The organism is Agromyces sp. Y182 (assembly GCF_059445385.1).
Map to the genome: position 1 here is coordinate 1,951,140 of NZ_JCAIUF010000001.1, position 25,191 is coordinate 1,976,330.

22 protein-coding genes are annotated in these 25,191 nt (G+C 68.5%); 15 read left to right on the top strand and 7 right to left on the bottom strand.

The features are described from left to right. Positions 1-9: 9 nt before the first annotated feature. A complete protein-coding gene (locus AC1C2R_RS08980; protein ID WP_495379697.1) occupies positions 10-729 on the bottom strand; it encodes a MarR family winged helix-turn-helix transcriptional regulator in 720 nt (239 codons plus the stop codon). 190 nt (positions 730-919) lie between these two features. Continuing rightward, positions 920-1,234, bottom strand: a complete 315-nt coding sequence (locus tag AC1C2R_RS08985) for a hypothetical protein (protein ID WP_495379698.1) — start codon at positions 1,232-1,234, stop codon at positions 920-922. Between the two features lie 15 nt (positions 1,235-1,249). Between AC1C2R_RS08985 and AC1C2R_RS08990 the strand changes: the two genes are divergently transcribed. The 12 genes from AC1C2R_RS08990 to AC1C2R_RS09045 all read left to right on the top strand — a co-directional run bounded on the left by AC1C2R_RS08990 (position 1,250) and on the right by AC1C2R_RS09045 (position 16,246). Continuing rightward, on the top strand, positions 1,250-1,567 hold the full coding sequence (locus AC1C2R_RS08990; RefSeq protein ID WP_495352133.1) for a MarR family winged helix-turn-helix transcriptional regulator: 318 nt from the start codon (positions 1,250-1,252) through the stop codon (positions 1,565-1,567). 141 nt (positions 1,568-1,708) lie between these two features. Beyond that, complete coding sequence (locus AC1C2R_RS08995; RefSeq protein ID WP_495379699.1) at positions 1,709-3,130, top strand: GH1 family beta-glucosidase; 1,422 nt, start codon at positions 1,709-1,711, stop codon at positions 3,128-3,130. Further along, positions 3,127-5,271: an alpha-galactosidase gene (locus AC1C2R_RS09000; RefSeq protein ID WP_495379700.1), complete on the top strand. Its 2,145-nt coding sequence runs from the start codon at positions 3,127-3,129 to the stop codon at positions 5,269-5,271. The genes AC1C2R_RS08995 and AC1C2R_RS09000 overlap by 4 nt, the downstream gene beginning before the upstream one ends. Before the next feature lie 186 nt (positions 5,272-5,457). After that, positions 5,458-7,143 (top strand): ABC transporter substrate-binding protein, encoded by a 1,686-nt coding sequence (locus AC1C2R_RS09005; protein WP_495379701.1) that lies wholly within the window; start codon positions 5,458-5,460, stop codon positions 7,141-7,143. Between the two features lie 97 nt (positions 7,144-7,240). Next, positions 7,241-8,230, top strand: coding sequence for an ABC transporter permease (locus AC1C2R_RS09010; protein ID WP_495352137.1), 990 nt, complete (start codon positions 7,241-7,243; stop codon positions 8,228-8,230). A 12-nt stretch (positions 8,231-8,242) separates the two neighbouring features. After that, positions 8,243-9,202: an ABC transporter permease gene (locus AC1C2R_RS09015; RefSeq protein WP_495379702.1), complete on the top strand. Its 960-nt coding sequence runs from the start codon at positions 8,243-8,245 to the stop codon at positions 9,200-9,202. After that, entirely contained in the window at positions 9,199-10,101 is a 903-nt protein-coding gene (locus AC1C2R_RS09020) for an ABC transporter ATP-binding protein (protein WP_495379703.1), read from the top strand. Before AC1C2R_RS09015 ends, AC1C2R_RS09020 begins: the two co-directional genes overlap by 4 nt. Continuing rightward, positions 10,098-10,889, top strand: a complete 792-nt coding sequence (locus AC1C2R_RS09025) for an ABC transporter ATP-binding protein (protein ID WP_495352140.1) — start codon at positions 10,098-10,100, stop codon at positions 10,887-10,889. The genes AC1C2R_RS09020 and AC1C2R_RS09025 overlap by 4 nt, the downstream gene beginning before the upstream one ends. After that, a complete protein-coding gene (locus tag AC1C2R_RS09030) occupies positions 10,886-13,393 on the top strand; it encodes a glycoside hydrolase family 2 protein (RefSeq protein WP_495379704.1) in 2,508 nt (835 codons plus the stop codon). Before AC1C2R_RS09025 ends, AC1C2R_RS09030 begins: the two co-directional genes overlap by 4 nt. Positions 13,394-13,400: 7 nt before the next feature. Beyond that, positions 13,401-14,297: a LacI family DNA-binding transcriptional regulator gene (locus tag AC1C2R_RS09035; RefSeq protein WP_495353224.1), complete on the top strand. Its 897-nt coding sequence runs from the start codon at positions 13,401-13,403 to the stop codon at positions 14,295-14,297. Then, a complete protein-coding gene (locus tag AC1C2R_RS09040; protein ID WP_495352142.1) occupies positions 14,294-14,962 on the top strand; it encodes an SGNH/GDSL hydrolase family protein in 669 nt (222 codons plus the stop codon). The genes AC1C2R_RS09035 and AC1C2R_RS09040 overlap by 4 nt, the downstream gene beginning before the upstream one ends. A gap of 69 nt (positions 14,963-15,031) precedes the next feature. After that, positions 15,032-16,246 carry an ROK family transcriptional regulator gene (locus AC1C2R_RS09045; protein WP_495379705.1) on the top strand — a complete coding sequence of 405 codons (1,215 nt, stop codon included), beginning with the start codon at positions 15,032-15,034 and terminating at the stop codon, positions 16,244-16,246. Between the two features lie 46 nt (positions 16,247-16,292). Here the strand turns inward: AC1C2R_RS09045 and lhgO are convergent, their stop codons facing one another. After that, positions 16,293-17,534, bottom strand: a complete 1,242-nt coding sequence (gene lhgO / locus AC1C2R_RS09050) for an L-2-hydroxyglutarate oxidase (RefSeq protein ID WP_495352144.1) — start codon at positions 17,532-17,534, stop codon at positions 16,293-16,295. Positions 17,535-17,638: 104 nt separating this feature from the next. After that, positions 17,639-19,048, bottom strand: a complete 1,410-nt coding sequence (locus AC1C2R_RS09055) for an MFS transporter (protein ID WP_495379706.1) — start codon at positions 19,046-19,048, stop codon at positions 17,639-17,641. 204 nt (positions 19,049-19,252) lie between these two features. Between AC1C2R_RS09055 and AC1C2R_RS09060 the strand changes: the two genes are divergently transcribed. Then, entirely contained in the window at positions 19,253-19,642 is a 390-nt protein-coding gene (locus tag AC1C2R_RS09060) for a DUF2255 family protein (RefSeq protein WP_495352146.1), read from the top strand. A 26-nt stretch (positions 19,643-19,668) separates the two neighbouring features. Here the strand turns inward: AC1C2R_RS09060 and AC1C2R_RS09065 are convergent, their stop codons facing one another. After that, positions 19,669-20,232 (bottom strand): hypothetical protein, encoded by a 564-nt coding sequence (locus AC1C2R_RS09065; RefSeq protein WP_495352147.1) that lies wholly within the window; start codon positions 20,230-20,232, stop codon positions 19,669-19,671. 225 nt (positions 20,233-20,457) lie between these two features. On the opposite strand from AC1C2R_RS09065, the gene AC1C2R_RS09070 reads away from it, so the two are divergent. Then, complete coding sequence (locus tag AC1C2R_RS09070; RefSeq protein WP_495379707.1) at positions 20,458-21,627, top strand: M20 family metallopeptidase; 1,170 nt, start codon at positions 20,458-20,460, stop codon at positions 21,625-21,627. Here AC1C2R_RS09070 and AC1C2R_RS09075 read toward each other — a convergent pair. Then, the gene (locus tag AC1C2R_RS09075; protein ID WP_495352149.1) at positions 21,614-22,474 is read right to left on the bottom strand and encodes a M55 family metallopeptidase; all 861 of its coding nucleotides are present in this window, start codon (positions 22,472-22,474) and stop codon (positions 21,614-21,616) included. The two genes, AC1C2R_RS09070 and AC1C2R_RS09075, sit on opposite strands and share 14 nt — an antisense overlap. Beyond that, positions 22,471-23,415, bottom strand: a complete 945-nt coding sequence (locus tag AC1C2R_RS09080; RefSeq protein ID WP_495352150.1) for a serine hydrolase — start codon at positions 23,413-23,415, stop codon at positions 22,471-22,473. The genes AC1C2R_RS09075 and AC1C2R_RS09080 overlap by 4 nt, the downstream gene beginning before the upstream one ends. A gap of 82 nt (positions 23,416-23,497) precedes the next feature. Here AC1C2R_RS09080 and AC1C2R_RS09085 point away from each other — a divergent pair, with 82 nt between their 5' ends. Continuing rightward, positions 23,498-25,132 (top strand): helix-turn-helix domain-containing protein, encoded by a 1,635-nt coding sequence (locus AC1C2R_RS09085; protein WP_495379708.1) that lies wholly within the window; start codon positions 23,498-23,500, stop codon positions 25,130-25,132. The last annotated feature ends 59 nt before the right edge of the window (positions 25,133-25,191 follow it).

The following is a 25,191-nucleotide window of genomic DNA, read 5'->3' on the forward strand; positions in this document are numbered from 1 at the left end:
CCTCATCGATCAGGCGCGGTCGGCACCGGGCGTCGAGTCGGTGGCAGGGCCGGAGGCCTCAGCGCTGCGCTCGTCGCCCCGGGATCCGCGCTCGGGGCGGCCGCGCCGCTCGCCGCGGTGACCGTGCTCTCCGCATTCGCGGCCGCGGTGGTGTCCGGGGTGCGCGCGCTCGCCGTCGGCCGCATCGCCGTGGTCGTGGCCGAAGCCGCCGCCGTGACGGTGGCCGAAGCCCTCGCCGAAGTGACGTCGGCCGAAGCCGCGGCCGTGGCGGCGCGGCATCCGCTCGTCTTCGCTCCAGCCGAGCTCGCGGGCGATCGCCTCGAGTGAGGCGAGTGTCGTCGCGAAGTCTTCGGGGCTGACGGCGCCGGCGACCTTCGCACGAAGCGATGAGACCCGCTCGTGCAGTGAGGCACGTGCGGCCTCGCCGGCCTCGGTGAGACGCCAGGCGCCGGGCTCGCCCTCGACCCAGCCGCGCTCGACGAGAGGCTCGACGCGCTCGGGGCGAGCTGCGAGCTTCTCGCTCATGCGGGGGTCGGTGACGGTGCCGGCCACGAGGTTCAGGCGACGCCAGTCGCGGCGGGTGATGCCCTCCGCGGCGAAGAGTTCGCGCATTCCGTCGTCGAGACGACGGTCGATGACCCGGAGCCAGAAGCCGAGGGGGCGCGGGCTCGTCGGGATGGACGTGTTGCTGGTGTTGCTGTCTGGAGTGATGTCGTCGTTGTTCGACATGGGTGTTCCTTTCGTGCGCGATGCGCATCGGTGTCGCGAGCGGCACTGGAGGCTCGCTCGCTGTGGCAGGTGCGCACGGGCGGCTCTCGCTCATGCCCGTGTCGGCACCCGGTCTATTGCATGCACTATTACATGTATATGTACAATGACATACATGAACGGATCGAGTCAAGGCCCTCCCGGCGAACATTCAGGGTCGGATGCCGCGGCCGCAGCGTCGGGCGACTCGATCACCCTGATCGAACAGGCGCTCGTCATGATGCGCCGCGACCAGGAACGGCGTCGCCTGCAGCGCCGCTCGGAGCGCTTCGGGCGAGGCGGGCACGAGCGTGGCGGGCACGAGCGTGGTGGGCACGGCGACCGCGGTGAGCGTGGTGAGCACGGCGACCGCGGCGAGCACGGCGAGCATGAGGACCACGGACATCGGCGGGGCGGCAGGGGTGGCTGGGGCGGCCCCGGTGGCCCCGGTGGCCCCGGCGGCCCGACGCGGCACGGGCTCGCGCATGCGGCGCGTTTCCGCTTGCTCGACGCGCTCGAGGGTGCAGAGCACCCGTCGTCGGTGAGCGAACTCGCCGACGCGATCGGCGTCGATCAACCGCGCGCGAGCCGGCTCGTGCAGGCTGCCGTCGAGGCCGGGCACGTGCGCCGCGAGGCGGATCCGTCGGACGCGCGGCGCAGCGCGCTCGTGCTCACGGGTGCCGGGCGCGCCCTGCTCGCGAACGCCCGCGACACGCGTCGCAGCGCAGTGGAGACCGCGCTCGCCGGATTCACCCCCGACGAGACCGCCGAGTTCGCGCGCCTGTTCTCGCGCTTCATCGAAGCGTGGCCCCGCGACTGAAGTTTCGACCGTTCGCCACCGGCGACTTAGTTTGCTAGCTTAAGAAAGCCCTTTCATCTGAGGTGAGGGTGATGGCAGATCTCTGGCGAGCGATCGTACTGCCCGCCCGAGCACTTGAGCGTGAGAACGGGAGACTCGACGATGAGCAATGGCGATCAGAAGAATCAGGGCGGCGACCGGCGGTTCCCCGAGAACTTCATGTTCGGTTCGGCGACCGCCTCGTATCAGATCGAGGGAGCCGTGCAGGAAGACGGCCGCGGCGAATCGATCTGGGACCGGTTCTCGCGGGTTCCCGGTGCCGTGCTCGACGGCGACACCGGTGACGTCGCCGACGACCACTACCACCGACTCGATGAAGACCTCGATCTCATCGCCTCCCTCGGGCTCGACGCGTACCGGTTCTCGATCGCGTGGCCCCGAGTGCAGCCGACGGGCCGCGGCGCGGTCAACGCCGCCGGCCTCGGATTCTACGAGCGCCTCGTCGACGGCCTGATCGAGCGCGGCGTCGAGCCCGTCGTCACCCTGTACCACTGGGATCTGCCGCAGCCGCTCGAAGACGATGGGGGCTGGACCAATCGCGCCACTGCCTTCGCGTTCGCGGAGTACGCGAAGCTCGTCGGCGAGGCGCTCGGCGATCGGGTGCGCATCTGGACGACCCTCAATGAGCCGTGGTGCTCGGCCTTCCTCGGCTACGGCTCGGGCGAGCACGCACCCGGGCGCCGCGACAACGCCGCCGCGCTCGCCGCGGCGCACCACCTGAACCTCGCGCACGGACTCGCCGTTCGCGAGTTGCGATCGGTGCTGCCGGCGACCGCCGAGATGTCGATCACCCTGAACTTGCACGTGGCCCGCGGCGATGCGGAATCAGTGCGCCGTCTCGACGCCGTCGGCAACCGCATCTTCACCGGTCCGCTACTGCGCGGCGCGTACCCCGACGACCTCATCGCCGACACTCGTGACATCACGGACTGGGCGTTCGTGCTGCCGGGCGACCTCGAGCTCATCGCCCAGCCGCTCGACGTGCTCGGCGTGAACTACTACAGCACCTCGCTCGTCGGGCCGGGCGCCGCGGTGCGCGACGCCGACGCGTCTGCGCAGCCGTCGGCGTTCCCCGGAACGAGCGACATCCCCCACCTCGACCGACCCGGCGCGGTCACCGCGATGGGCTGGTACATCGACCCCGCGGGAATGGTCGAGCTGCTCGAGTCGATCACCGAGGAGTTCCCCGGCCTGCCGCTCATGATCACCGAGAACGGTGCGGCGTTCGACGACGAGGTCACCGAGAACCCGGATGGGTCGCGATCCGTGCACGACGATGACCGGGTCGATTACCTGCGCCGGCACTTCGATGCTGCGCACCAGGCGATCGAGAAGGGGGTCGACCTGCGCGGCTACTTCGTCTGGTCGTTGCTCGACAACTTCGAATGGGCGTTCGGCTACTCCAAGCGATTCGGCATCGTTCGGGTCGACTACGAGACCCAGGAGCGCATTCTCAAAGACAGCGCGCTCTGGTATCGCCGACTCATCGCACTGCGACAGCTGCGGGAGGAAGACGCCGCATGACCGCCGCGCCCTCCGTGCTCCAGCTCAGGGCGAATGGTGTGAGCGTGGTGATCGACGCTCCGGCGTCGGCGCTGCCCGCCATCGTGCATTGGGGGGCCGATCTCGGCCGACTCTCCGACGACGACCTTCGCGCGCTCGCCTCGACGACGGCTCCGCTGCTCGAGAACGCGGTGGATGTACCGGTGCGGGTCAGCGTCGTGCCCGAGGGCAGTGCCGGGTGGATGGGCGCGCCCGGGTTGCAAGGGCACCGTGTGGTCGACGGCCGCGCCGGCGCCGACTGGTCGCCGAAGTTCGTCGACGTGCAGTACGAGCTGAACGCGGAGAACTCACTGACGGCACGGGCGACGGATGCCGCTGCCGGGCTGCTGCTCGAGCTGGAACTCGAACTCACCCCGTCGGGCGTGCTTCGCGCGCGAGCCGGCGCGACCAACACGGCCGATGGCGTGTACCTCGTCGAACGTCTCGTCGTCGCGCTCCCCGTGCCACCCGTCGTGACCGAATCGCTCGACCAGGCCGGGCGCTGGGCGAAGGAGCGGGTGCCGCAGCGCCGCGAGGTGACCGTCGGCACTTACTTGCGCGAATCCCGCCGCGGTCGAACCGGTGCGGATGCCGCGACCGTGCTGGTTGCGGGCGAGCGCGGGTTCGCCTTCCGCAGCGGCGAGGTGTGGGGCCTGCACGTCGGCTGGAGCGGCAATCACGTCTCGTATCTCGAGCGCATGACGAGCGGCAAGACCGTGCTCGCCGGCGGTGAGCTGCTGCTCCCCGGGGAGGTCGCATTGCCGCGCGGTGAGAGCTACCGCACCCCGTGGGTCTACGGCTCGTACGGTGTCGGTCTCGACGAGCAGGCGGCGCGCTTCCATCGCTATGTGCGTGATCGGCCGCAGCATCCGTCGAGCCTTCGCCCCGTCACCCTCAATGTGTGGGAGGCGGTGTACTTCGACCATCGGCTCGAGCCGCTGCTCGCGCTGGCCGACCGCGCCGCCGAGGTCGGCGTCGAGCGGTTCGTGCTCGACGACGGCTGGTTCCGCGGCCGTCGCAGCGACGACGCGGGGCTCGGCGACTGGTTCGTCGACGAGGAGGTCTGGCCCGATGGGCTCGATCCACTCGTGAATCGCGTGCGCGAACGCGGAATGCAGTTCGGGCTCTGGTTCGAGCCCGAGATGGTGAACCCCGACTCCGACCTTGCGCGGGCGCATCCCGAGTGGATCCTGCAGACCGGCGGGCGGATGCCCCTCGAAGCGCGGCAGCAGCAGGTGCTGAACCTCGCTATCCCGGCCGCCTACGATTACGTGCTCGAGCGCATCAGCGCGCTGGTTGACGAGTATGCGATCGACTACCTCAAGTGGGATCACAACCGCGACCTCGTCGACGCCGGTTCGACCGTGACGGGCGCTGCCGGCGTGCATGAGCAGACGGCCGCCGTCTACCGCCTCTTCGCCGAACTGAAGCAGCGGCATCCGTCGCTCGAGATCGAGTCGTGTTCATCGGGCGGTGCGCGTGTCGACCTCGGCGTGCTCGAGCACACCGACCGGGTGTGGGCGAGCGACTGCATCGATCCGCTCGAGCGGCAGCAGATCTTGCGCTGGACCGCGCAATTGCTGCCGCCGGAGCTGGTGGGCAGTCATGTCGGCAGCCCGCGCTCGCACACGACCGGGCGAACGCACGACCTGTCGTTCCGGGCGGTGACGGCGCTCTTCGGGCACTACGGCGTCGAATGGAACATCACGGATGCCACGGAGGCCGAGCGCGCTGAGCTGGCCGAGTGGATCGCCCTGCACAAGCGGTTCCGCGCGTTGATCCACTCGGGAGTCACCGTGCGGGTCGATCATCCCGTCGACGAGCTCCAGGTAAGCGGCATCGTCGCAGCGGATGCCTCGGAGGCGCTCTTCGAGTTCGCACTCCTCGCGCGCCCGTCGACGTGGCCTCCGGGTCTCGTGCGGATCCCGGGGCTCGACCCCGAACGCCGTTACCGGGTGCGGGCGATCGGGCCGAACCTGCCGTTGCAGGTGAACAACACCGCGCCGAGCTGGCAGGCACCCGACGGGGTCGTACTGAGCGGCCGCACGCTCGCCGCCGTCGGCATCCAGGCGCCCCCGTTGCATCCCGAGCACGCGGCGCTCGTGCACCTCGTCGCCGTCTGAGTGCTGATCGGCCCGCGATGCATGGGCGACTCGTGTGTCCGTGAATAACTTGACTTGCCTAATAAAGTGGCCTAAGAAAGTACCCGACGGTCACTTCGCTTGCACGACAGCCACGATCCAACCCCGGTGAAGCGCGCCGCATCACCGCCACAGCACCGTGGTGGACCACCGATGAAAGGTTCGACGATGTCCCTGAAATCACCCCTCGCACGGCGGATCGGCGTGGCCGCTGCCACGGTCGCCGCCGCCGCTCTCGCGCTTTCCGGTTGCTCCCCGGCAGCCGATGGCGACGACGGCGGAAGCTCCATCACGGTCTTCAATGGCGCCACCGGCACCATCACCGAGAACTTCAACCCGTTCTCGCCCACCGCCCTCCAGCCGACCCTCGGCGTCATCTTCGAGTCGCTCTACTGGTACAACGCGGCCTCCGACGAGGAGCCCGTCCCCGTGCTCGCCACCGGATTCGAGTGGAACGCCGACGGCACGCAGCTCACCATCACCACGCGCGAGGGGGTCGAGTGGTCCGACGGCGAACCGTTCACCGCGAATGACGTCGCCTTCACCTTCAATCTCGTGGCCGAAACGCCCGAGCTCAACACTTCCGGCTTCGCGGCCGTCGCAGAGGCGACCGACGACCACACCGTCGTGCTGACCTTCCAAGAGCAGTCGTTCATGCAGGAGCCGAGCGTGCTCGGCAACCGCGGCATCGTTCCCGAGCACATCTGGAAGGATGTCGCCGACCCGATCACCGAGATCAACAGCAGCCCGATCGGCACCGGCCCGTACGCCGTGAAGGACTTCAACGCGCAGAGTTACGTGCTCGAGAAGAACGAGCACTACTGGGAAGAGGGCAAGCCCGAGATCGACGAGGTTCGCTACATCTCGCTCGAGACCGCGGATGCCGCGAGCGCGGCCCTGCTCGCCGGGCAGGTCGACTGGATGAGCTCCTACCTTCCGGGTCTCGAGCAGATCCTCAAAGACCACGAGAACCTCAGTTACGTGAACACCCCGGCGATGACCGCCTCGATCTTCACCTGCTCCAACGCAGACCTCGGATGCACCGGGCCGCAGACCGACCCGGCGGTTCGCCAGGCCATCTACCACGCGATCGACCGCGAGCAGCTCAACACCCTCGCCGGTGGCGGGTTCGCCGAGGCGGCATCACCCGCGATGATCCCGCCGGCTCGCGACGCGAAGTGGATTCCGAACGCCGAGAACGTCGAGACGCCCGACACCGCCGACGACGACACCGCGAACGAGATCCTCGACGCCGCCGGTTGGGTCGAGGGCTCAGACGGAATCCGCGAGAAGGACGGCGAGAAGCTCAGCCTCACGATCCAGACCGTCTCGGGATGGAGCGACTTCATCTCCCTGAACGACGCCATGACGCAGCAGCTCGCCGAGGTCGGAATCGAACTGAAGCCGACGCAGCTCTCGTGGAACGAGTGGAACAACAACCAGACCATGGGAACGTTCCAGCTTTCGCTCGACTCGATCGGCCTGCAGCCGTCGAACAACCCGTACTTCACCTACAACAAGTGGTACGTGACCGACCAGACCGTCAAGGTCGGCGAGGCCGCAAGTGCCGGCAACACCGCCCGCTACAGCAACCCCGAGGTCGACGCCGCCGTCAGGGCGGCCGGCGCCACGATCGACGAGGCCGCACAGATCGAGCAGTACGGCATCGTGCAGGACATCATCGCGAAGGACCTGCCGTACATCCCGATCTACCTGAACTCGATGCTCACGGAGTTCAACACCGATCACGCGGTCGGCTGGCCGACGAACGATGACAAGTACGCCCTGCCCGTCTCGTGGAAGAGCTGGGACAACGGCATCGTGCTGAAGCACCTGACGCCCGTGGAGAAGTAGGGCCCGACGGCAAACGGTCGGGCCTGTCGCCCTCCAGTGACAGGCCCGACCTCCTTCAGACGATCCACCCCTCGATCCGCGAAAGAGGCGTCCCCGCATGCGGTACGTACTTCAGAAGGTCGGGTTCTACGTCGTTGCATTCTGGGCAGCGCTGACCCTCAACTTCTTCATTCCCCGATGGATGCCCGGCAACCCCGTCGACATCATGCTCTCGAAGCTGGCCCAGAAGGGGCCGGTCACTCCCGAGACCCGACACGCCATCGAGCTCCTGCTCGGCACGGATTCGCAGTTGCCGCTCTGGGATCAGTACTGGCAGTATCTCGGCCAGGTGCTCACCGGCAACCTCGGCGTCTCGGTCACCTTCTTCCCGACGCAGGTCTCCCAGGTGATCGGGCAGACCCTGCCGTGGACCATCGGCCTGATCGGAATCTCCACGGTCATCTCGTTCCTGCTCGGCGTCGGCCTCGGCCAGCTCGCCGGGTGGAAGCGTGGCTCGTGGCTCGACAACTTCATTCCGGTCACCACGATGTTCCAGTCGGTGCCCTACTTCTGGCTCGCGCTCATCCTGTTGTTCGCCTTCGGCAGCATCTGGCAGATCTTCCCCCTGAACGGCGGGTACAACGTCTACGAGACCTCGCCCGGCTGGACCTGGGAGTTCATCGGCAGCGTCATCTACTACGGCACGCTCCCGGCCCTCACGATCGTGATCTCCTCGATCGGCGGGTGGATGCTCGGCATGCGCAACATGATGGTCTCGACCCTCTCCGAGGACTACATCGTCACCGCCGAGGCGAAGGGCTTGCGTTCACGCCGCATCATGACGACGTACGCAGCCCGCAATGCGGTGCTGCCCTCGGTCGCGGGATTCGCGATCTCGCTCGGCTTCGTCGTCGCCGGGTCGATCGTGACCGAGGCCGTCTTCTCGTATCCGGGCATCGGTTCGGCGTTGCTGCAAGCCGTCGGCAGCAACGACTATGCGCTGATGCAGGGCATCTTCCTCGTGATCACCCTCTCGGTGCTCGGCGCGAACCTGCTCGTCGACCTGCTCTATTCGATCATCGACCCGCGCACCCGCGCGCGTGCTTAGGAGGCGAACCCCATGACGAGTGTTGCGCAAGACCCCGCTCTCGCGGCTCGCGCGGCGAAGGCCGTCAGCGTGAAGCGGTCGCTTCCACCCCTCACGCCGAAGCTGGTGGCCGGCCTCACGATCGGCGGCCTCATCATCGCCTTCGGACTGTTCGGGCCGATGTTCGTCGGCGACCCGTCGAAGGTCAACAACATCGGCCTCTCGGCGCCGTCGAGCGAGTTCATCCTCGGCACGACGCAGACCGGGCAAGACGTCTTCGCCCAACTGGCCTATGCCACCCGTGGCTCGCTCACGATCGGCCTGATCGTCGGCGTGCTGACCGTCGTGCTGTCGTCGTTCTTCGGCATCGTCGGTGCATACGCCGGTGGATGGCTCGACGAGTCGTTCTCCCTCTTCACCAACATCATGCTCGTGATCCCTGGCCTCCCGCTCGTGATCATCATCTCGAGCTACGTGCCCGACAAGAGCCTGCTGCTCATCGCGTTCGTGCTCGCGCTCACCAGCTGGGCGGGTTCGGCGCGAGTGCTGCGCGGCTTCACGTTGAGCGTGCGCAGCCGAGACTACGTCGCTGCAGCCCGCGTCTCGGGTGAGAAGCCGTGGCGCATCCTCGGGGTCGAGATCCTGCCGAACCTGATCCCCCTGATCACCTCGCAAGCGGTGTTCGCCGTGATCTTCGCGATCCTCGGAGAGGCCGGCCTCTCGTTCATCGGACTCGGCGCATCCGGCTCGTTCACCTGGGGCAGCATGCTCTTCTACGCCCAGAACGGCCTCGCCCTCCGTCTCGGAGCCTGGTGGTGGTTCGTGCCGCCCGGGCTGCTCATCGCCCTGTTCGGCGCAGCCCTCTCGCTCATCAACTTCTCGATCGACGAAGTGATCAACCCGAAACTGCGCAACCAGACGCGCTCCGCCCGCAAGAAGTGGAAGCTCTCGAAGAGCGAACTGAAGCAGATCGAAGCGGAGGACGTGCTGTGAGTGCAACCGAACCGGCCGTCGCAGCGCCGAAGGCCGCGACATCCGTTCCCGACACCAATCCGGTGCTGACCATCGAGAACCTCAGCATCGACTACCTCGGCGAGAAGACCGTGCACGCCGTCAAGAACGTGTCGCTCTCCCTCGGGCGCGGTGAGATCCTCGGCCTCGCCGGCGAGAGCGGATGCGGCAAGTCGACCCTCGCCTACGGGGTGAACCGGCTGCTGAAACCGCCGGCAGTCGTCACCTCGGGCAAGGCCGAGTTCCATTCACGCGAGGGGTACACGATCGACCTCGGGGCGCTGCGCGGCGAAGACCTTCGTGCGTTCCGCTGGGACAAGATCTCGATGGTGTTCCAGGGGGCGATGAACTCCCTGAACCCCGTGATCTCGATCCGGGCGCAGATGGAGGACATCTTCACCACGCACCGCCCCGAGCTGAAGAAGCGCGAGCGACGCGAGCGGTGCGCGCAGCTGCTCGAGCGCGTCGGCGTCGATCGGTCACGGCTGAACTCGTTCGCGCACGAGTTGTCGGGCGGCATGCGCCAGCGCGTCATGATCGCCATGGCGATGGCGCTCGACCCGCAGGTCATGATCATGGACGAACCCACGACGGCGCTCGATGTCGTCGTGCAGCGTGAGATCCTGCTCGAGATCACGCGCCTTCGCGCCGAACTCGGCTTCGCGGTGATCTTCATCACCCACGACCTGCCGCTGCTGCTCGAGATCAGCGACCGCATCGCGATCATGCGCGAGGGCGAGATCGTCGAACTCGGGGATGCCGTCGAGCTGTACACGAATCCACAGCACGAGTACACGCGGAAGCTGCTGGCATCGTTCCCCAAATTGACCGGTGAACGGGGCGACTTCGCTCGAGGAACGTACGTCGGAGGCACGGTATGAGCACACTCGAGGCCCGCGGGCTCGTCAAGGAGTACCGGCTGCGGGCGGGATTCCGTTCGAAGAAGCTGACCGCGGTCAATGCGGTCGACTTCACGATCGAGAGCGGAAAGACGACGGCACTCGTCGGGCAGTCGGGCAGCGGCAAGTCGACGATCGCGAAGCTCCTGATGCAGCTCGAACGACCGACGCGAGGGCAGCTCCTGCTCGACGGGAAGCCGATCGAGCGTCGCGGCGCCGGACTCGTCGACTACCGCAGCGACGTGCAGATGGTGTTCCAGGATCCGTTCGCCTCGCTGAACCCCTACCACTCGGTGCACCATCACCTCGCGCGTCCGCTCGAGTTGCACGGCAAGGCGAAGGGCAAGGCCGAGATCGACGAGCAGGTGCGAGTGCTGCTCGAACGCGTTCGCCTCGACCCCGACATGGCCTCCCGCCGGCCGCATGAGCTGTCGGGCGGCCAGCGCCAGCGCATCGCCATCGCCCGTGCGCTGGCGCCCGAGCCGAAGATCCTCGTCGCCGACGAACCCGTCTCGATGCTCGACGTCTCGATCCGCCTCGGCGTGCTGAACCTCCTCGCCGACCTGCAGCACGAGGAGAATCTCGGTGTGCTCTACATCACGCACGATCTCGCAACGGCACGGCACTTCTCCGACGAGATCCTCGTCATGTTCCGGGGCGACATCGTCGAACGCGGCCCTGCAGACGACGTGATCCTGAACCCGCAACACGAGTACACCCGCCTCCTCGCCGAAGCGGCACCCAATCCAGAGAAGAGAATCGCAGCGTGACTTTCCGTTCCCTCAACACCGCAGCCGGCGCAACCTGGACGCTCTCGGCCACCGCCGGGCCGATCGATGAATCCGTCGCCGGTCGCGAGATCGCGGCATCCGTTCCCGGTGAAGTGCAACTCGACCTGCTGGCCGCGGGCCTGATCGACGACCCGTTCGACGGTGCGAACGAGCAGGTACAGGCGTGGATCGGCTACACCGACTGGCGGTACCGCACGACCTTCACATGGACCCCGACCGGAGACGACCGGTACGACCTCGTGGCCGACGGCCTCGACACCGCCGCGACCATCACCCTGAACGGCACCGTCGTCGCGCAGACGCAGAACCAGCACCGCGGCTACCGCTTCGACATCGCCGGATTGCTCGTCGAGGGTGACAACGAGCTCGTCGTCGACTTCCGTTCGCCGATCGAGTTCGCGCGCGAGCAGCAGCAGGTGCTGGGCGAGCTGCCGGCGACCAACCACCACCCGTACAACGCCGTGCGCAAGATGGCGTGCAACTTCGGCTGGGACTGGGGCATCGACGTCTCGTCGTCGGGCATCTGGAAGTCGATCGGCATCGAATCGTGGTCGGGGGTGCGCATCGCGTCGGTACGGCCGCTCGTCGATGTCACGGGCATCGACGGGGCACAGGGGCGCGGCGCGCTGACCGCGCACGTCGCGCTCGAATGGGCCCAGCCGTCGGGGTCGGCCGGCCCCGCGGCATCCGCTGATCTCGAAGTCATCGTCGCCGGGGAGCGACGCACGGTCGCGGTCGACCCGTCGCAGGCCGAGGTCACAGCGACGATCGACGCCGGAACCGTCGACCTGTGGTGGCCGCGCGGCTACGGCGAGCAGGTGCTGTACGACGTCTCGGTCACCGTCGGCGCGGCCGCGTGGAACTCGCGCATCGGGTTCCGCACGGTCAGCCTCGACACCGCCGCCGACGAGCACGGAACGCCGTTCGAGATCTCGGTCAACGGGCAACTCGTCAACGTGCGGGGTGCGAACTGGATCCCTGCCGACACGTTCGTGACCCGTGTGACGCCCGAACGGTATCGTGCGGCCGTCATCGACGCGGTCGATGCCAACATGAATCTGCTGCGCGTCTGGGGCGGCGGCATCTACGAGCAGCGCGCCTTCTACGATGCGTGCGACGAACTGGGCGTCATGGTCTGGCAGGACTTCCTGTTCGCATGCGCGGCGTACGCCGAGGAGGACCCGCTTCGCAGTGAGGTCGAGGCTGAGGCGCGCGAAAACGTGACGCGCCTCTCGACGCACGCGAGCCTCGTGCTCTGGAACGGCGGCAACGAGAACATCTGGGGATATCTCGAGTGGGACTGGCGTCGAAAGATCGGCGACCGCACCTGGGGTGAGGGCTACTACTTCGACGTGCTTCCGTCGATCATCGCCGAACTCGACCCGACACGTCCCTACTCGCCGGGCAGCCCGTTCTCGTTCATGCGCTACGCGCACCCGAACGACGCCCGCAACGGCACGATGCACGTCTGGGATGTCTGGAACGAGCTCGACTACAGCGAGTACCGCACCAAGCAGCCGCGCTTCGCGTCGGAGTTCGGCTTCCAGGGCCCGCCGGCCTGGACCACGTTGACGGATGTCGTGCACGACGAGCCGCTCGACCCGTACGGGCCGCAGATGCTCGTGCACCAGAAGGCCGCCCAGGGCAATCTCAAGCTCGAGCGCGGGCTCGGCGCGCACCTGCCGAAATGGCGGTCGATCGAGGAGTGGCACTGGGCGACCCAGCTGAACCAGGCGCGCGCGCTTCGTTTCGGCATCGAGCACTTCCGCTCGCTCTTCCCACGCAACACGGGCTCCATCGTGTGGCAGCTCAACGACAGCTGGCCCGTGATCTCATGGGCCGCCGTCGACTTCAACGGCAACCGAAAGCCGTTGTGGTTCGGGCTTCGTCATGCGTACACCGATCGCCTGCTGACGATCCAGCCGCGTGCGGGCGTGCCGACGCTCTTCGCGCACAACGATTCGAGCGAGGAATGGGTCGAGTCGCTGCACGTTCGGCGCATGACGACCGACGGCGAGGTACGTGCCGAGCAGTGGATCGAGCTGCGCGTGCCGGCTCGCGGCATCGCACAGCTCGCGCTCGACGACGCGGTCGCAATGGCGACGGATGCCTCGCGCGAATTCGTCGTCGCCGAGTCGAGCCTCACGGGCAACGGGTTCTGGTACTTCGTCGAGGACCCCGATCTCGCACTCGCGGCTCCCGCGGATGCCCTGTCGACGGCAGTGGAGGTCGATGGCGACGTGCTTCGGCTCACCGTGACGGCCTCGTCGTTGGTCAAGGATCTCGTCGTGCAGGCCGATCGACTGGCCCGCGGCGCATCAGTCGACTCGGGGCTCGTGACGTTGTTGCCGGGCGAGAGTCACACCTTCGTCATCGATGGCATCGCGGGCGCCGAAGACATCGCGGCAAGCGCGGGAGGTGCCGATGGCGGCGTCGGCGCGTTCCCGGTGTTATGTTCAGTCAATGACCTGGTTGACAGGTAGTTCTTCGATGCCGTCGGTGGGTCTGTGCCTGCATCAACCCCGTCGGCGCGTGCCGATGGAACCCTTCTGGATGCAGTTCATCAAGGGTGTCGAAGACGTGCTCGCCGAGCGGCGCATGACGCTGCTCGTGCAGGTCGTCGCAAGCCCTGAGGAAGAGGCCGCGACGCACCGTCGCTGGCGTGACGACGGGCATGTCGTCGGCGTGATCGTCGCCGACCTCACACCCGACGACGTGCGTCTCGAGGGGCTCCGCGACGGCGGGCTGCCCGCGGTGGTCATGGCGCGCCCAGAGCACGCACCCGGCTTCGCGACCATCTCGACCGACAACGCGGCCACCATGGCCGAGGCCGTCGAATACCTCGTGGCGAAGGGGCATCGTCGTATCGGGCGGGTCTCTGGCCCCCCGACGTTCCTGCATTCGCGACTGCGCGGCGACGCGTTCACCGCTTCGGGCGAGGCGCACGGCGTCGAGACGATCATCGCTCAGGGCGACTACACCGCCGAGCGCGGAGCCGCAGCGACCCTCGAGCTGCTCGCGAGCAGCGAGGGGGCGCCGACCGCGATCGTCTACGACAACGACGTCATGGCACTCAGCGGTCTCGCGACGATCACGGGCCGCGGGCTTCGCGTGCCGGAGGATGTGGCGATCCTCGCGTGGGACGACTCGGTGCACTGCCAGCTCGCGACCCCGCCGGTGTCGGCGTTCGCGCACGACCTCGTGGCGTACGGCCGCGCGACGGCCCACGTGCTGCTCGATGTGCTCGACGGGGCGCCGGATGCCGGTGCGGAAGCACCGCCCCCGCGGCTCGTGGAGCGCGCATCGACGGCATTCGTGCGAGCGGCAGCGGCGACCTCAGCGGCAGCGGCGACTTCGCCGTCAGCGGCAACGGCGAGGTCGGAGTGAGCATCACCGCCGGCACCACCATCCTCTTCACGGGCGACAGCGTCACCGATTGCGGTCGGCGAGACGACTCGCAGCGCTCCCTCGGCTGGGGCTATGTGCGACTCATCGCCGACGCGCTCGCCGTCACCGGCGCGAGCGTCGTGAACACGGGTGTCGGCGGCGATCGCGCGGTCGACCTCGAGGCGCGGTGGGCCGACGATGTGCTCGCGCACAACGCCGACATCGTCTCGATCCTGGTCGGCATCAACGACACCTGGCGTCGGTTCGACCGGAACGACCCGACGTCGACCGATGCATTCGAGGCGACCTATCGCCGTCTGCTCACGTCGGTTGCGGCATCCGGTGCGCGCATCGTGTTGATCGAGCCGTTCGTGCTGGCGGTCACCGATGACCAGCTCGCCTGGCGCGCCGATCTCGACGCTCGCATCGGCGTCGTGCACCGGCTCGCCGAGGAGTTCGACGCGACGGTCGTCGAAGCGGATGCCGCATTGACCCGGCTCGCGACCGAGGTCGGCGCCCCGGCACTTGCGGCCGACGGCGTGCACCCCACTGAGCGGGGCCACGTCGAGCTCGCGCGACTCTGGCTCGCGTGCGTCGTGCCGGAATCTGCGGGGCTCGTCTCCCGCGACGCCTCCCATGACGTGACTTCGATTGGCCTAGACTGATCACGACGTGATCAGGGAGATCTTCTTTCTTCAACCGCTTTATTAAGCGAAGTAAGATAGTGTGGACTCGTGACCGACAAAGTGCGCCGCAGGGAGTCCTCCAAAGGGCGAGCCCTCGACCTCATTCGATCGACGGGCCCGGTCAGCCGCGTCGAACTCGCCGAACTCACCGGTCTCACGCAGGCGACGATCTCGACGGTCGTGCGCGAACTCCTGTCGGAGGGTCTCGTCTCCGAGACCGGCCGCGATGAATCCACCGGTGGCAAGCCGCGCACGCGGCTCGAGATCAATCCGGCCGCCCGGCTCGGCATCGGGCTGCACATCGGTCAGGACTACATCACCTACATCGTCGCCGACCTCGCGGGCACCGTCGTCGGCCGGCTTCGGGTCGACGGCCCGGGCGAGACGTCACCGCTCGCGATCGTCGGCAACATGGCGGCCGACATCGAAACACTCATCGCGGGTACCGGGCTGAACCGATCGGCGATCGTCGGTCTCGGCATCGCGGCGCCGGGCCCGATCGACCGTGAGAACGGCATGATCAAGGGGGCGCCGTCGCTCGCCGGCTGGACCGACTTCCCGCTCGAGCGCGCCCTTTCGACCGCGACCGGGCTTCCCACCAAGTTCGACAACGACGCCACGGCCGCCGCGATCGGCGAGTTCTGGCTCGGCGCCACCGCCGATTACACCAACTACGCCTCGGTCTACATGGGCACCGGCATCGGCGCCGGCATCGTCATGGACGGCACGATCTACCACGGCGTCATGTCGAACGTCGGCGAACTGGGCCACGTCTCGATCGACGCGCACGGCCTGGTCTGCCCGTGCGGCAACATCGGCTGCGTCGAGATGTACGCCGGACCGCAGGCAGTGATCGCCAAGGCTGCGGATGCCGCGGCTCGCGGCGAACTCGACATCTCGTTGTCCGGCACGACGATCACCGACTTCGCGGCGGTCGCCGATCTCGCGATGGCGGGCGACCCGATCGCACGCGCGCTCATCGAGGAATCGGCCGAGGCGCTCGCGAGCGCCGTCGTCAGCATGGTGAACCTCATCGACCTGCAACTCATCGTGCTCGCCGGGAGCGCGTTCTCGTCTGCCGGGTCGATCTACGTTCGCACCCTGTCGCGCATCATCTCGGAACGCAGTCTGGCGCGCAACATCCGCAAGATCGATGTGCGCACCTCGGTCAACGGCAACGACGCTGCGGCGCTCGGAGCCGCGACGATCGTGCTCCAAGACACGCTGTCGCCCCGGTCGATCCGTTCGGTCGCCCTCGCCTGACTTCGTCGCGCGACTCGAACGGTCGTGATGGTGGCCGGCGAGCCGATCAGCTCCCGTCCTCGCGCACGTCGCTCCGCGCGCCGAGATCCACCGCATCGCCGACCCGGTCGGCGATGAGCTCTGCGATCGCGAGTGAGGCGGTCGCAGCCGGACTCGGCGCGTTCAGCACGTGAACGCCCGAACCCGAGGCGGTGACGACGAAGTCGTCGACGAGCTGCCCCTCACGCCCGACGGCCTGCGCCCGCACACCGCTCGGACCGAAGGTGAGATCGTCGGAGGCGACCGCCGGCACATAGCGCTGGAGATCGCGCACGAACGCCGGCTTGACGACGTCACGCCACATCTCCTGTGCGCCCGTGCGCCACATCCGACCCGCCATCCTCGCGAAACCACGGGCGGTGACGGCGTGGAACAGGTCGGGGACGGAGAGATCCGAGCGCCGGTATCCCTCGCGTGAGAACGCGAGGACGGCGTTCGGCCCGGCCCACACCGCGCCGTCGAATCGCTTGGTGAAGTGCACGCCGAGGAACGGCAGCGCCGGGTCGGGCACCGGGTAGATCAGGCCACGGCAGAGGTGACGCGCCTCGGGCTTCAGCGTGTAGTAGTCCCCGCGGAACGGCACGATGCTCACCGGCGGCTTCGAGTTCATCGCGGCGACCCGGTCCGAGTGCAGCCCGGCGCAGCTGACGATGGAGCGGGCACGGAACTCCGCCTGGCGCGTGACCACGATCTCCTCTCCTGCGGCACTGCGCAGGCCGGTGACCTCGTGGCCGAAGAAGACGTCGACCGCCCGTCGGGTCACGTCGGCGAGCAGCGCCCGCACCACGCCTCCGAAGTCGATGATGCCGGTCTCGGGCGAGTGCAGCGCCCGGAGCCCTGCGGAGTACGGCTCGAGCTCGGCGATCTCGCCGGGCCCCACCTCCTGCAGCCCGGCAACGCCGTTCGCCTCTCCGCGCCGACGCAGCTCGTCGAGTCGCCCGAACTCGGTCTCGTCGGTCGCCACGATGAGCTTGCCGCACTGTTCGTGAGCGATGCCGTGCTCCTCGGCGAAGCGCAGCATCCGCTCTTTGCCCTCGACGCACAGCCGTGCCTTCAGCGACCCGGGGGCGTAGTAGACACCCGCGTGGAGAACTCCGCTGTTGTGACCGCTCTGGTGCAGGCCCGGTTGAACCTCCTTCTCGACCACGGCGATCTTCGCGTCGGGATGCCGCTGCGCGAGCGCCCGGGCGGTCGCCAGGCCGATGATCCCCGCTCCGATGACGATGACGTCGTAGGTTCCGCTCCGCACCGAACGTCCTTCCACCTCATCGCGGTCGATTGGTGGCGAGTCTATCCATCCTCCGGGGGCCGGAGCCGGAGAAGCGGTCGCCGCGGGGCATCCGCTCGACCGGCCTACGTGGTCGGCGCGGTCGCCTTCACGGGAATGAGCAGCGCGAGGCCGAGCGCGATCACGAGGATGATGCCGAGGATGCCGAAGTACGGCTCGCCGCCGATCGTGACGAAGAGCGCGAACGCCGTCGGTGCGAGGAAGCTCACCGCACGGCCCGTCGTCGCATAGAGGCCGAAGACCTCGCCCTCGCGGCCCGCCGGGATGAGCCGGGCGAGGAAGGTGCGGCTCGCCGACTGCGCGGGGCCGACGAAGAGGCAGAGCGCGAGACCGGCGGTCCAGAACACGATCTGACCGCCGTCGTGCAGGAAGAACACGAGCAGGCCGCTGACCACGAGCCCGATGAGTGCCGTCACGATCACGGGCTTGGCACCGAGCTTGTCGTCGAGGGCGCCGACCGCGATCGTCGAGATGCCGGCGACGACGTTCGCGGCGATCGCGAAGATGATGACCTCGCCCGCCGAGAACCCGAAGACGGATGCCGCGAGCACGCCGCCGAACGTGAACACTCCCGCGAGCCCGTCGCGGAAGACCGCGCTCGCCAGCAGGAACCACACCGTGTTGCGCTGCTCCTTCCAGAGCCGCTTGATGTCGCGGCCGAGGCGGGCGTACGAGGCGAAGAAGCCGACCTTCTCGCGGTCGACGGCGGCGGGGTTGCGGTATTCGGGCACCGCGAACAGCACCGGCAGGGCGAAAAGGCCGAACCAGACCGCCGAGACGAGCATCGTGACCCGCACGTCAAGGCCGTTCTCGCCGGTGACGCCGAAGAGGCCCACCTCGGGCTGGATGAAGCCGAAGTACACGATGAGCAGCAGCACGATGCCGCCGACGTAGCCCATGCCCCAGCCGAAGCCCGAGACCTTGCCGATCGAGCGCGGGGTCGAGACCTGCACGAGCATCGCGTTGTAGTTGACGCCCGCGAACTCGAAGAAGACGTTGCCGGCCGCAACCAGGAAGAGCCCGAGCAGCAGGTACTCGGGCGCCGGAAGTACGAAGAACATCGCAAGCGTCATCGCGACGACGATGTAGGTGTTCACCGCGAGCCAGAGCTTGCGGCGTCCGCTCGTATCGGATCTCTGCCCGGTGATCGGCGCGAGCAGGGCGATGAACAGGCCCGCGATGGCGAGTGCCCAACCGAGTTGCGCCTCGACCGTGCCCTGCGGCCCGAACGACTCGCTCGTGAGGTACACCGTGAACACGAACGTCGTGACGACCGCGTTGAAGGCCGCCGAACCCCAGTCCCAGAGGCCCCATGCGAGGATACGGCCCTTGCGGGCTCCGGCCTCGGTGACCGCCGCGACCTGTGCGGTCTCCACGCCGATCGTCGCGGCGGCTCCGTCGGGCGGCGTGAGACGCGACGGTGGGAAGTTGCGCGGCGTCTCGGGCGAATCCTGCGGAGGCGTCGGATCGGTCATGGCTGCAGTCTCGTTCTCTCAGGTGAACAGCGGGTGGCGGATGCTGCGGAGCCGCGGCATCCGGAGGTCTCCGCGCTCGCGCTGGTCCGCATCGACCCGTGGGCACTGTATCGCCTGCGCGGTGCCGCGTGAACGGCGGCGCGCGGCCGGGAAATGCGGCACGTCGGCGGAATACCTCGTCGGCGCCTCGCGCTGCACCTTGGCATGGGCCTCGACGCAGCACTGTTCATCCACCTCCGCGACACCGACACGGTGCATATCGAGACGACGACGCGCGACGGGCGCCGTCTCTCGACGCCGATCTGGTCGGTCGCTGTCAACGACGCGATCTACGTGCGCTCGGCGTACGGCCCGGAGTCCAAGTGGTACCTGCGCGCGACCCGCAATGCAGGCGTGGGCTTCCGCTCCCCGGTCGGGTCGCAGGCTGTTTCGCTCGAGGCGGTGCGCGACTCCGATCTCGAGTTGCGCATCGACGACGCGCTGCGCGTGAAATACTCGGCCGAACCGGCAGCCGTCGCCGAGATGCTCACGCCCGCGGCGCGCGACACGACGCAACGTGTCGTGCCGGTCGCCGACGCGACGGCCCGGGTGTAGCGCTCAGGATCCGCCGCACCGCCCAGTCACTGCAGTTCGAGCACCGATTCGAGCAGCGTGTTGTAGCTTGCGAAGTGCAGCACGCCGTCGCTGAGCTGCACCGACGGCTGGAAGTTCCCGTCGTAGTCGGCGGGTGCGAGGTAGGTGCCGTCGCCGCGGGCCGTGTCTTCGAGCCAGCCTTCGGTTCGGAGCTGGGTGAGCCAGGTCTCTGCGGTGTCGCCCACGTCGAGGCGCGCGTACCAGACGGACACGTCGCTGCTCGGCTTGCTCCAGACGCAGACGAGGGCGCCCTCGTCCGCCATGCGCTCCATGACGGACCCGAGCAGGTACGGGTCATCCTCGTCGAGCACATACCCCTCGTCTGCGAGGTGTGCGTTCTCGTCTGCCGTGAGCACGGCTTCGCAGCTCGCGGGCGACTGGGCGGGATCCGTCGCGGCCTCGCTCGGCTCGGTCGACTCGGACGCGACCGGCGTGGCCGTGCCGGTCGCGGTCGGGCCGGAATTCTCGAGCGGGGTCGCCCCGCATCCGCTCAGGAGGAGCGCGAGCGCACCCGCAGCGAGCACCGTCAGGGTTTCGGTTCGAATGTCCATACGGCGACGATAGGAAGATATCTTCCTATTCGCAACGGGTGAGACCCGATCGTGACCGAGGTTCAGGGATAACCCTGAGTCAACGCTCGCCCGCTCAGCCGACCGCTCGCCCGGCGGATCAGGGCCGTCCCTCGGGCACTCCGTCGTTCGGGAGCACCGACTCGGAGGATGCGTTCGTGCAGCGGTCCGATGAGCGAGCGGCATGGATGCGAGAGGCTGTACCGCATGCAGACCTCTCTGGGCGCGGCCCTCATCGAGCAGTGCGCCGCCCACGAAGACGACCTCCTCGCCGACATCGCCGCACTCGTGACGACCGAATCGCCGTCGCACGATCACGCGGCGGTGGCGCGCAGCGCCGCGGGCGTTGCGCACCTCATCGCCGAGCGGCTCAGGGTCGCGCCCGAAGTGCTGCGCATCGACGGCGTCGACCACGTGCGACTCCGCACGGGCACACCGCGCGTGCTGCTCGTCGCGCACCACGACACCGTCTGGCCCGCCGGCACGCTCGCGGAACTGCCGTTCGCGATCGCCGACGGCACGATCACAGGGCCTGGATGCTTCGACATGAAGGTCGGTGTCGCGCAGGCCATCCACGCGCTCGCCGTGTTGAGCGACGTGCACGGAGCATCCGTGCTCGATGACGTCGAGCTCCTCGTGACGGGTGACGAGGAGGTCGGCTCGACCACCTCGCGCGCCCTCATCGAGGGTGACGCGAACGGGTGCGATGCCGCGCTCGTGCTCGAGGCATCCGGTGACGGCGGCGCCCTCAAGATCGAGCGCAAGGGCGTGTCGATCTACCGGCTCGCCGTCGACGGCCGGGCCGCGCACGCGGGACTCGAACCCGAGCGCGGCGTGAACGCCGGTCTCGCACTGGCGCACCTCGTGGTCGCGATCTCCGCCCTCGGCGATGCGGAGGCCGGCACCACCGTCACCCCGACCGTGCTCGCCGCGGGCACGACGACGAACACGGTTCCCGCCGCGGCGAGGGTGGATGTGGATGTGCGCGTGCGGACCCTCGCGGAACAGGAGCGGCTGGATCGCGACATCCGTGCGCTTCGTTCCGTCGTGCCCGGAGCCGAGGTGACGGTGACGGGCGGCCCGAATCGCCCGCCGCTCGAACGGGCCATGGCCGAGGGCCTGTTCGCACGCGCGGGGCTCGTCGCGCGTGACCTGGGAATTGCAGAGTTGTCGGCCGTCGCCGTGGGCGGGGCCTCCGACGGCAACTTCACGGCCGGCGTCGGCGTTCCCACGCTCGACGGACTCGGCGCGGTGGGCGGCGGGGCGCACGCCCGTTCCGAGCACGCGCTCGTCGAGCACCTCGTGCCGCGCACCGCGCTGCTGGCCGGCCTGATCCGAGACCTGCTCGGTGCTGACGACGAGCTCAGGCGCGCGTGATGACGGCGATCTTCGCGCGCATCGCGCTCGCCGCCAGTTCGTAGAAGACGGTGATGAGCCCGAGCAACTCGCCGGCGCTCGCGACCGTGCACTCGACGGTTCGGTCCCCGGTGCGGCGGCAGCCGGGAATGCCGGTTGCGAGTTCGGCTGCGACCGGCGTCGGCATGTCGACGGCGACGGTGAACGATTCGGGAAGCGCCGGCACCGCGAGGCCGTCGGCCGCGCGCACCGCACGCACCGCACGCTCAGCGCCGTCGCGAACGAGCTCGCGTGCGCGAGTCGGCGAGAGGGAGTCGGTCGCCGAGAACCCGTGCGCGACCTTCACCTCGGTCGTGACGGCGCCGGGGAACACGGCGCCCGCGATGGCGCAGATGACGTCGTCACCGGTGACGAGCCCGACCGGCACGCCGAGCGACGTCGCGTACAACGCGTTCACCTCGGCCTCCGAGACGGCGACGCCGTTCACGCGGACCTCGGTGAAGTGGCTCGAGAAGGTGTGTGCGAGCACGCCGGGGGCTCCGGCCGGAGCGTGATAGCCCACGAAGAGGGCGACATCGCAGTCGGCCGTGAGGCCTTCGGCCATGCACTGCGCCTTCGGGCTTCCGAAGACGACGCGCGCCCGCTCGTCGAGCAGTTCGTGGATGAGATTGTCCATCGTGCCGTGCGAGTCGTTCACGATGACACTCGCCGCTCCGCCGTCGAAGGCGCCCGCGATCGCGGCGTTCGCCTCGAGGGTCATGAGCTCTTGGGCGCGCGGGTATCCGAAGCCGCCGCGGGCGACCTGGTCGATGGTCGCGATGCCGGCGATGCCCTCCATGTCGATGGAGATGTAGGCCTTCACGCTCATGCCGCCACCGCCGACTGGCTCGCTCGCAAGTAGTCGACGGCGATGCGCCCTACGGTGCCGATGACCCGGTCGGCGCCCGGGTTGCGCTGCTCGATCCCAGGCTCTTGCAGAAAGACGGCGACCGCGTAACGCTGACCGTCGGGATACTCGACGACGCCGACCTCGTTGCGCACGAAGAACAGCGTGCCGGTCTTGCCGCTCACTCGGATGCGGGAATCGGGGAAGCCCGAGGTCAGGCGATGCGGCCAGGCCTGCTGACCCAGGATGCGCCGGACCTCTGCCGCGGCCGCCGCGCCGATGACCTCATCACGCCACAGTGCGGAGAGCAGCGTGGTCGCTTCGCGCGGGGTCGTGCGGTCGGTCTGCTCGGGCGTGACGCAGCGCATGGCGCGCATCGCGTGCTCCAGCTCGGGCGAGACGTCGCCGGCGGCGAGGTGCGCCTCGAGTTCCTCGAGCCCGATGCCGAGATCTTCGGCGATCGTGTCGAAGAGCCCGGCGCAGTCGAGCTCGACGACCGTGCGCTCGAGGCCGAAGTCGCGCATGGTCGCGTTCACCGCGTCGAGCCCGACGAGCCCGGCGATCACGTCGGTCGCGCGGTTGTCGCTGATCGACATCATCATGAACGAGAGGTCGCGGAGCGACAGTTCGACATCGTCGAGCATCATCGACAGGCCCGTTCCGCCGTCGGTGCGCCACTCGTCGGCACCGATGCGCACTCGTTCGGTGGGGCTCCGGAGTCCGCTCGAGTACTGCCGGCAGAGCTCGACGAGCACGGGGATCTTGAAGACGCTCGCGGCGACGACGCTCTCGTCGGCATCGATGCCGACCTCGTGCCCGGTATCGATGTCGACGGCGTGCACGAGACCACGCACGCCGGCCTCGGCGAACGCGGCGACGATGGAGTCGCGGGCAGTGGAGAGATCGCGGATGTGGCTGGTCACGCCCTCAGTATCGCCGCCGGCGGTCGAGCATCGTTGGTGCGCGCGCACAATCACCATGGGGTCGGTCTGTACTGTTGCTCAGATGGCGCACCTGGCAACGTCGCTCATCTCCCCGCCGGCCCCGGCGGAGTCGTCGCTGGGCCGGCTGCTCGAGCGACTCGGTTCCACGCTGCTCACCCTCGAGGTGGGCCAGCCCGCCCGAGCGCGACCGGTCAACTCGGTCGTGCTGTACGACCCGTTCGATCCGCCGATGATCGGCGAAGGTGCACTCGTGCTGGGCGTCGGCATCGTCGGCGCCGACGACCTCACCGAGCGCATCCGCGAACTCGGCAAGGCGGGTGCAGCGGCCCTCGTCGTTCGAGAGCCCGTGCCGGTGACGCCCGAGGTCGCTGCGGCGGCGACCGAGATCGGCCTGCCGGTCTACGGCCTCATCCGCGGGGCATCCTGGATGCAGATCGCGACGATGCTCGCGAGCGCGCTGAATCTCGACTCGGCCGGAGACCTCGCCGTCGGGGCATCCGATGCCGGCGCCGACCTCTTCGAACTGGCCAATTCGCTCGCCGCCCTGCTGCAGGCGCCCGTCACGATCGAGAACCTCTCCTCCAGGGTGATCGCCTTCTCGGCCGACCAGGCCGGCACCGACGAACCTCGCCGGCTGACGATCCTGGGTCTGCAGGTACCGGAGGTCTACAGCGACCTGCAGCGCCAGCGTGGAGTGTTCCGGCAGGTGTACACCTCGGAGCGGCCGGTGTTCGTCGAGGAGGCCGAGCCGGGCAGCCTGCCGCGCATCGCGATGCGGGTCAAAGCAGGAGAGGAGGTGCTCGGCTCGATCTGGGCGGTCGTGCGCGAAGCGCTGACGCCGCAGCGCGAGCAGGGCATGGTCGAAGCCTCCCGGGTCGTCGCGCTCACGATGCTGCGGGCTCGTATCAGCGCCGATTCCTCGCAGCGACTTCGGGTGGGGCTCGTGTCGATGCTTCTCGAGGGCGGCACCCGGGCGCGCGAAGCGGCCCAGCAGCTCAACCTCGGTTCTTCACCGAGCTGTGTGATCGCGATCGGCGCGCGCGAGGGCGTCGTCGACGACCTGCGCACAGAGGCGGAGACGCAGCGGGCGGCGAGCGCACTCAACATGTACCTGCAGCCGATCTACCCGCGCGCGGTGGCCGCTCTGCTCGGCAGCGTGATCTACGCGGTCGTTCCGCTGCGGCACGCAGGCGCGAACGCCGAGGTGGAGGCTGCACGCATCGCGACGGAGTTCATCGGCCGTCTCGACACCGCGAGCGAGCTGTTCGCGGGCATCGGCAGCGTGCGCGGCGAGATCGCCGAGCTGCCGGCGTCCCGGCGCGATGCGGATGCCGCGCTGCGAGTGCTGCGCACCCGGAGCGTGGCCGGCACGCGGGTCTCGACGCTCGCCGATGTGCAGGTCGAATCGCTCGTGCTGCGCATTGCGGACTCGCTCGCGGCCGACCGAGTGGAGCTCGCCGGGCCGATCGCCGTGCTCGACGCCTACGACGAGCAGCACGGCACCGAACTCGTGCGCACCCTGCGCAGCTGGCTCGAGCACTTCGGCGACGTCACGGCGGCCGCTGCATCGATCCACGTGCACAAGAACACGTTCCGATACCGGCTCGCGCGCCTGACGGAGGTGGGCGGCATCGACCTCGGCGATCACGACGACCGGTTCGGGCTGATGCTGCAATTGCGCCTGCTCGCGCGCTGAGGTCGCTTGTGCGAACACACGAACACCGACCGCACACTTGTGCGTTCAGCCGATGATCG

Coding starts and splice junctions, on each gene's coding strand:
- AC1C2R_RS08980 (WP_495379697.1), bottom strand. CDS start 729: ATGTCGAACAACGACGACATCACTCCAGACAGCAACACCAGCAACACG.
- AC1C2R_RS08985 (WP_495379698.1), bottom strand. CDS start 1,234: ATGCGCGAGCCCGTGCCGCGTCGGGCCGCCGGGGCCACCGGGGCCACC.
- AC1C2R_RS08995 (WP_495379699.1), top strand. CDS start 1,709: ATGAGCAATGGCGATCAGAAGAATCAGGGCGGCGACCGGCGGTTCCCC.
- AC1C2R_RS09000 (WP_495379700.1), top strand. CDS start 3,127: ATGACCGCCGCGCCCTCCGTGCTCCAGCTCAGGGCGAATGGTGTGAGC.
- AC1C2R_RS09005 (WP_495379701.1), top strand. CDS start 5,458: ATGTCCCTGAAATCACCCCTCGCACGGCGGATCGGCGTGGCCGCTGCC.
- AC1C2R_RS09010 (WP_495352137.1), top strand. CDS start 7,241: ATGCGGTACGTACTTCAGAAGGTCGGGTTCTACGTCGTTGCATTCTGG.
- AC1C2R_RS09015 (WP_495379702.1), top strand. CDS start 8,243: ATGACGAGTGTTGCGCAAGACCCCGCTCTCGCGGCTCGCGCGGCGAAG.
- AC1C2R_RS09025 (WP_495352140.1), top strand. CDS start 10,098: ATGAGCACACTCGAGGCCCGCGGGCTCGTCAAGGAGTACCGGCTGCGG.
- AC1C2R_RS09035 (WP_495353224.1), top strand. CDS start 13,401: ATGCCGTCGGTGGGTCTGTGCCTGCATCAACCCCGTCGGCGCGTGCCG.
- AC1C2R_RS09055 (WP_495379706.1), bottom strand. CDS start 19,048: ATGACCGATCCGACGCCTCCGCAGGATTCGCCCGAGACGCCGCGCAAC.
- AC1C2R_RS09060 (WP_495352146.1), top strand. CDS start 19,253: ATGGGCCTCGACGCAGCACTGTTCATCCACCTCCGCGACACCGACACG.
- AC1C2R_RS09065 (WP_495352147.1), bottom strand. CDS start 20,232: ATGGACATTCGAACCGAAACCCTGACGGTGCTCGCTGCGGGTGCGCTC.
- AC1C2R_RS09070 (WP_495379707.1), top strand. CDS start 20,458: ATGCAGACCTCTCTGGGCGCGGCCCTCATCGAGCAGTGCGCCGCCCAC.
- AC1C2R_RS09075 (WP_495352149.1), bottom strand. CDS start 22,474: ATGAGCGTGAAGGCCTACATCTCCATCGACATGGAGGGCATCGCCGGC.
- AC1C2R_RS09085 (WP_495379708.1), top strand. CDS start 23,498: ATGGCGCACCTGGCAACGTCGCTCATCTCCCCGCCGGCCCCGGCGGAG.